Annotated in this window: 6 protein-coding genes and 1 tRNA gene; all 7 read left to right on the forward strand. The window is 52.4% G+C overall.

What is annotated here, in order from left to right:
- Positions 1–5: 5 nt before the first annotated feature.
- Positions 6–79: transfer RNA gene (locus tag JW814_08795), tRNA-Arg, on the forward strand.
- Between the two features lie 349 nt (positions 80–428).
- The gene (locus JW814_08800; GenBank protein ID MBN2071540.1) at positions 429–983 is read left to right on the forward strand and encodes a 2-oxoacid:acceptor oxidoreductase family protein; all 555 of its coding nucleotides are present in this window, start codon (positions 429–431) and stop codon (positions 981–983) included.
- A gap of 84 nt (positions 984–1067) precedes the next feature.
- Positions 1068–2747 (forward strand): FAD-dependent oxidoreductase, encoded by a 1680-nt coding sequence (locus JW814_08805; GenBank protein ID MBN2071541.1) that lies wholly within the window; start codon positions 1068–1070, stop codon positions 2745–2747.
- Positions 2744–3895, forward strand: coding sequence for a pyruvate ferredoxin oxidoreductase (gene porA, locus JW814_08810; GenBank protein MBN2071542.1), 1152 nt, complete (start codon positions 2744–2746; stop codon positions 3893–3895). Before JW814_08805 ends, porA begins: the two co-directional genes overlap by 4 nt.
- Positions 3892–4797, forward strand: a complete 906-nt coding sequence (locus JW814_08815) for a 3-methyl-2-oxobutanoate dehydrogenase subunit beta (GenBank protein MBN2071543.1) — start codon at positions 3892–3894, stop codon at positions 4795–4797. The genes porA and JW814_08815 overlap by 4 nt, the downstream gene beginning before the upstream one ends.
- A gap of 224 nt (positions 4798–5021) precedes the next feature.
- Entirely contained in the window at positions 5022–5735 is a 714-nt protein-coding gene (locus JW814_08820; protein ID MBN2071544.1) for a hypothetical protein, read from the forward strand.
- Positions 5736–5752: 17 nt separating this feature from the next.
- Positions 5753–6193: a nucleoside deaminase gene (locus JW814_08825; GenBank protein MBN2071545.1), complete on the forward strand. Its 441-nt coding sequence runs from the start codon at positions 5753–5755 to the stop codon at positions 6191–6193.
- Positions 6194–6258: the final 65 nt, after the last annotated feature.

Consider the following 6258-nt stretch of genomic DNA (forward strand, 5'->3'; position numbering starts at 1 on the left):
AATATGCGCCCATAGCTCAACTGGATAGAGCGTCTGGCTACGGACCAGGAGGTTGGGGGTTCGAATCCTCCTGGGCGTATTTTTCCTTTTCTTCCGATCGTACTTCCGGCAGGAAGGCCCGGTGAGGTCCCGAATCCGGGGGACGCGCTGTATCGGTTTATTTTATAACGGATTACGATCCTGGCGCAAGGCCAGTCATTTGTTTTTTCCCCTGTCAAAAACCGCATGGAAGCTGATTTTATTGGCTTGACTTAATCTAATTAAAGATTAAATTATAAGAGATAACAAAATTGCGCTTGACCTTTTGACATCTTTCAATATACTGTGCCAATGGGTCTTTTTCGTGCGCCAGACCCGTTATTGTCAGTATTGAACGGTATCATTTTTTTTTAAGATCAGATGACATAACTGCCAGAAAGGGACAGGGTATGATCGAAATCAGGACCCATGGCCGGGGCGGCCAGGGAGCTGTGATCGCTTCCGAGATAATCGCGGACGCGTTTTTTCATGAAGGTAAATTCGTTCAGGCTTTTCCCGCTTTCGGCGTGGAACGGCGCGGAGCTCCGGTTATGGCCTTCACCCGCGTTTCAGATTCCCTGATAAGGGAAAGATGCCAGATATACCAGCCCGACCATCTTGTCGTCCTCGACAGAGTCCTTATCGAGACGGTGAATATAACCGAAGGCCTGAAAGAGGGCGGATGGATAATAATCAACACCAATGACACGGTAGAAAAATCAGAATTGACTGAAAAGTTCCATGTCGCGACCGTCGACGCGAACAGGATCGCCCTCAGACACAGGCTCGGATCGCGGGCTACGCCGATCGTAAATACATCGATCGTAGGCGCTTTTGCCGGTGCTACGGGGCTTGTAGGCATAAAGGCTGTCAAGGAAGCGATCGACGGGTTTGTCCCGATCAAGAAGGAAGCCAACATGCAGGCGGCTGAGGATGCCTGCAACGGAGTCAAGATTATTTCCTGATAGGTGATACCGGCGGGAAGGTGCCGGACGCGGGAGTGGAGGCTGATAGCCTTAAAAGCGTTCAATCAGGAGGCTGGAGGATAAATGGTCGAAAAGGTGGAATTTAAAACGTACAGGGAAATGCCGATCCGCCCGATGACGGTTACAGATATGCTCTGGAACCGTACTGGCTCATGGCGGAATGTCCGTCCCTACTACGATTACAAGACTTCTCCGTGCAAGGCGGGATGCCCGACTGGTGAGAATATCCAGCGATATATCTATCTGGTGACGGAGAATGACTACGAAAACGCGTGGAAGACTATAATCGATTCCAACCCGATGCCTGCCGTGACCGGCAGGGTCTGTTTTCATCCGTGCATGGCGAACTGTACTCGGAGGGATTTTGACGAATCGGTGAATATCAACGCGATAGAACGGTCTCTGGGAGACAAAGGGCTTGAAAATCCTCAGTGGATGAGCAGATCGAAAGCGACGAAGAATGAGAAGGTCGCTGTCGTCGGGAGTGGCCCAGCCGGCCTGTCATGCGCTTTTTATCTCGCCAGGCAGGGATATCCGGTCACTCTATTCGAGATGGAGAAAGCTCTCGGCGGGATACTCCGCTGGGGGATCCCCGAGTTCAGGCTCCCGAACGATACTCTCGACAAGGTCATAAGCGCGATAGTCGAATCAGGTCCGATCAAGGTCAGGACCGGGATAGAAGTCGGTCGGGATCCAGGCATCGAGGAGATCGAGAGCGAATACGACGCGGTATTTCTCGGTCTCGGACTTACACGCAGCCGCGAGATCGGGATCGACAATGAGGATTGCAAGGGAGTCGAACCTGGACTCGAATTTCTAAAAAGGGTGAACAGTGGTGAAAAGGTAGATCCGGGTAAAAAAGTAGCTGTCATAGGAGGCGGAAATACTGCGATGGATGTCGCCAGGTCGGCGATAAGGTGTGGAAGCGATGTAACGGTATTTTACAGAAGAACGATGGCGGAGATGCCTGCTATAAGGGAAGAAATAGAAGAAGCGGAGAAGGAAGGGGTAAAATTCCATTTCCTCTGCGCTCCGAAAGAACTGGTGGTAAAGGGAAAGAGACTCTCAAGTGTCGTATTCCAGAAGATGGAACTGGGAGAGCCTGACGATTCGGGCCGGAGGCGTCCGGTCCCGGTCGAGGGAGAGACCTTCAGCGTTGAGGTCGACAGCCTGTTTCCCGCTATCGGCGAGCAGGCCGATCTCGATCCGTTCAGCGGCCACCTGGAGACGGAATGGGATCTTGTCAGCGCAAAAGGTGATTTCGGAGAAACAAGCAATGAGAAGATCTTCGCCGGAGGAGATATTGTCACAGGCGCGGCCAGCGTCGTAGAGGCGATAGCCGCCGGACGCAAGGCGGCAGAGAGGATCGGACGATTCCTTTCGGGCGAGGAAGAACCGATAATGACTCCTCCCAATGTCGTGGGGATCGATGATATGAATACGGCGTATTTCTCACACGTGAAACAGAACAGGGTGCCGACGATCGCCGCAGAACAGATAAAGGGGACGTTCAGGGAGATCAAAACGGGATTCACCGAAGAGCTGCTTCATAATGAAGCTGACCGCTGTTTCTCCTGCGGAGTCTGCAACTACTGCGACAACTGCTGGATCTTTTGCCCCGACGTCGCGATAAAACGCGGCAAGGATGAATATGAGATCGATTATGATTATTGCAAAGGCTGCCTTGTTTGCGTTGAGGAATGCCCTCGCAGCGCCTTTTCAACGCGGGAGGAGGGAAAATGAAAAAGGTCATCATGGGAAATCACGCCGTCAGTTACGGCGTCAAAGCCTCTGAAGCCAAAGTGATCTCGGCTTACCCGATCACCCCTCAGACCCATGTTGTGGAACTTCTTTCAGAGATGTGCGCCAACGGCGAGATCGACGCTGAATTCATCAAGGTGGAATCGGAACATAGCGCGATGGCTGCCTGCGTGGGGGCTTCCGCGGCAGGTTCCAGGGCATTTACGGCGACCTCTTCCCAGGGGCTGCTGCTGATGCACGAGATGCTGCACTGGGCGGTAGGGGCGAGGCTTCCGATAGTGCTGGCGAATATAAACAGGGCGGTCGGGCCTCCGTGGAGCATCTGGACCGATCAGAACGATTCGCTTTCGCAGAGGGATGTCGGATGGCTCCAGATCTATGTCGAAAGCAACCAGGAGACGCAGGATACGATCCCTCAGGCTTTCAAGATCGCCGAAGAACTCCAGATGCCGGTAATGATAGTGATGGACGCCTTTTTCCTTTCTCATACTTACGAGATAGTCGATCTCTTCGACAAGGAGCAGGTAAGAAAATTCCTTCCTCCCTATGAACCGGAGATAAAGATAGACGTGAACGATCCTCATTCGTTCGGCAATCTGGCCGGTCCGGACATGTACATGGAACTGAGGTACATGATCCAGGAAGCGATGGAAAAGAGCATCGATGTGATCAAGAGGGTCGACAGGGAATTCGAGGAGATATTCGGCCGCAAGTACGGGCTTGTCGAAGCATACCGGTGCGAAGACGCAGAGACGATCCTTGTCACTTCCGGTACCGTCGCCTCGACGACGAGAGCCGTCATCGACGAGATGAGGGATGAAGGTATCAAAATAGGAGCGTTGAAGATACGCGTCTTCAGACCATTCCCGTTCGAAGAGGTCTTCGAAGTACTTTCAAAGACTGAAAAAGTCGCCGTGATCGACAGGAATATATCATTCGGCGGACACGGGATCTTTTTCCAGGAGATAAAGAGCGCGCTATACGGCAGGACTGACGTTCCGATCACCGGATATATAGCGGGACTCGGGGGGCGTGATATCACACCGGAGGTCATAAGAGAGATCGCCGACAAGGCGCTGACCGACAAGAAACCGGAAAGATATATCAACTGGATTGGAGTGAAGAGATGAAACAGGCAAGTATTCCAATGGAAGAGTATATGGGATCCGGTCATCTTGCCTGCCAGGGGTGCGGAGCTACCCAGGCGATGCGTTTTGCGCTCAAGGCTCTTGGACCGCAAACGGCCCTGGTCATTCCGGCATGCTGCTGGGCAGTCATAGATGGCTCTTTCCCACATTCATGTATTCAGCAGCCGATTTTCCATACCGCTTTCGAGACAGCCGCCGTCGTGGCTTCCGGAATCAAGGCCGGTCTGAAGATGCGCGGCGACACGGAAACGACAGTGATGGCCTGGGCGGGAGATGGCGGGACGTTTGATATAGGTCTGCAGGCCCTTTCGGGCGCGGCGGAGAGGAATGACGATATCATATATGTCTGCTATGACAATGAGGCGTATATGAATACAGGGATCCAGAGAAGCTCGTCGACTCCGGTGGGAGCATGGACGACGACTACGCCTGTGACGAGCTACAAAACGAGGCCGAAGAAAAACATGATCGATATCATGGCGGCTCATGCCATACCTTATATCGCGACAGCTTCGACGGCTTATCCGCATGATTTCATGAGGAAAGTCGCCAAAGCCAAGGAGATAAAGGGTACGAAATATATCCAGATCTTTGCTCCCTGTCCGACAGGGTGGAAACTCTCCCCGGAGCTCTCGGTAAAGATGGCGAGGCTGGCCGTCACATCGAAGGTATATCCGATAGTAGAGATAACCGAGAACGGCCAGAAACTCGATGTATGGAAAGATTTCGAACCGACTTCGGTACGTGACTATATGAAACCTCAGGGAAGATTCCGTCACCTGACCGACGCGGAGCTCGAGGGGATCGAAAAGGAAGTCGAAGCCAACTGGCAGAGGTTGCTGGCCAAGGAAAAGTTGCTTGGTTCGATACCGGGACTTGGTTGATCCGGCTCCATGAACTCTGATGAACGACGCCCGGCCGAGTCGCCGGGCTTTTTTATCGGCGGAAAGAACGTCAAAATTTAGAAAACCGGCCAATACAGGGTCCGTTAACTGATTAGCTTTATATCGTGTTGACAATGGCCGGCCGGCATTGTTATTGTTCCTTGAAAGAGAATTGATGATCAAATGCGCAGCCCATTACCCTTAAGGGCAGGAAGGGAGAGGTTATGAAAAGATTTCCGGCTTATATCGCTTTGCTGGCGCTTGTGGCCTTTGCCGCGTGTAAATCCCAGCATCCTTCCGTGATAAAAGCGGAACCTGATTTTGATTCTGGAAAAATACAATCGATACTTGTCCTGCCCGTGGTGAGCTCGGTGACTCGCGGGGAAGACCCCGATCGCGAGTCTGAAAGAATAACAAACCGGGTCCTCTGGGAACATGTTACAGAATTGGACGATTTTACATTCCAGTCGCCAGAGACGTTCAAAATAAAGATATATGCCGAGAATCTCGGTGACAGGATCGGTGAGTTCAATGACAAATGGGCGACTTCGCACACCGCCGACGTAGATTTCCTTAACGCTCTTTCGACTCTTAACGTGGATCTTATCATGATTCCGCATGTCTACCTCTGGCTTAAGGATGAAGCTGATTACCGGGAGGAAGGCTCATCTTCGGCGACACAGGTAGGCCTGACTGTCAGCCTGGTGGATCCGGCGACCGGCCGCATCATGTGGGAATCGACAGATGAGAACACAAAAGAGTCGGTCAGGACGGAAGGAAACAGGGTGCAAGCGATGTCAGGCGGGATCAACCGCAGGATATCGGGAACGTCGATGTCAGGAAAAGATATCTATGCCGCGCCTCCTTTCGAGGATGTTGTCGTTCTGGTAGTATCGGCGATCATCGACGCGATTCCGAAGAAGGTGACGGGCTTGTAATAATGGATGAAAGGATGATGGGGGAGGCTCTCCTTGAAGCAAGGAAGGCTCTTGGAGAAGGGGAAGTGCCCGTCGGTGCTGTCATCGTCAGAGATGGGAAGATAATCGGGCGGGGGCATAACGAGGTGGAGGGGCGTTCACTCGCTTCAGCCCACGCCGAGATGCTCGCGATAGAGGATGCTGCCGCCACCATCGGCGACTGGCGTCTTGATTCATCATCGATATATGTCACCGTGGAGCCATGCCATATGTGCCTTGGGGCTCTTTTTCTTTCACGGGTGGACAGAGTCGTTTATGGGACGGCCCAGCCGCGGAGCGGAGCATGCGGCTCTGTCGGTAATCTGCATGAGTCAGAGTTGTACGGACACAGGATCGAAGTCATTGGCGGAATACTTCAGGAAGAATCTCTTTTGCTTCTTCAGAAGTTTTTCGCTACATTAAGGGCTGAAGAAAAATAGCGGAGAGATGCGAGAGCTGGCTTAATCGGCACGATTGGAAATCGTGTGTGGGGGTGACTCCACCG

It is taken from the genome of Candidatus Krumholzibacteriota bacterium, assembly GCA_016932415.1.
In the GTDB taxonomy this organism is placed as follows: Bacteria; Krumholzibacteriota; Krumholzibacteriia; order Krumholzibacteriales; family Krumholzibacteriaceae; genus Krumholzibacterium.

Excerpts from the sequence above, each read along its gene's own strand:
- JW814_08800 (MBN2071540.1), top strand. The coding sequence starts at position 429 with ATGATCGAAATCAGGACCCATGGCCGGGGCGGCCAGGGAGCTGTGATC.
- JW814_08805 (MBN2071541.1), top strand. The coding sequence starts at position 1,068 with ATGGTCGAAAAGGTGGAATTTAAAACGTACAGGGAAATGCCGATCCGC.
- porA (MBN2071542.1), top strand. The coding sequence starts at position 2,744 with ATGAAAAAGGTCATCATGGGAAATCACGCCGTCAGTTACGGCGTCAAA.
- JW814_08815 (MBN2071543.1), top strand. The coding sequence starts at position 3,892 with ATGAAACAGGCAAGTATTCCAATGGAAGAGTATATGGGATCCGGTCAT.
- JW814_08820 (MBN2071544.1), top strand. The coding sequence starts at position 5,022 with ATGAAAAGATTTCCGGCTTATATCGCTTTGCTGGCGCTTGTGGCCTTT.
- JW814_08825 (MBN2071545.1), top strand. The coding sequence starts at position 5,753 with ATGGGGGAGGCTCTCCTTGAAGCAAGGAAGGCTCTTGGAGAAGGGGAA.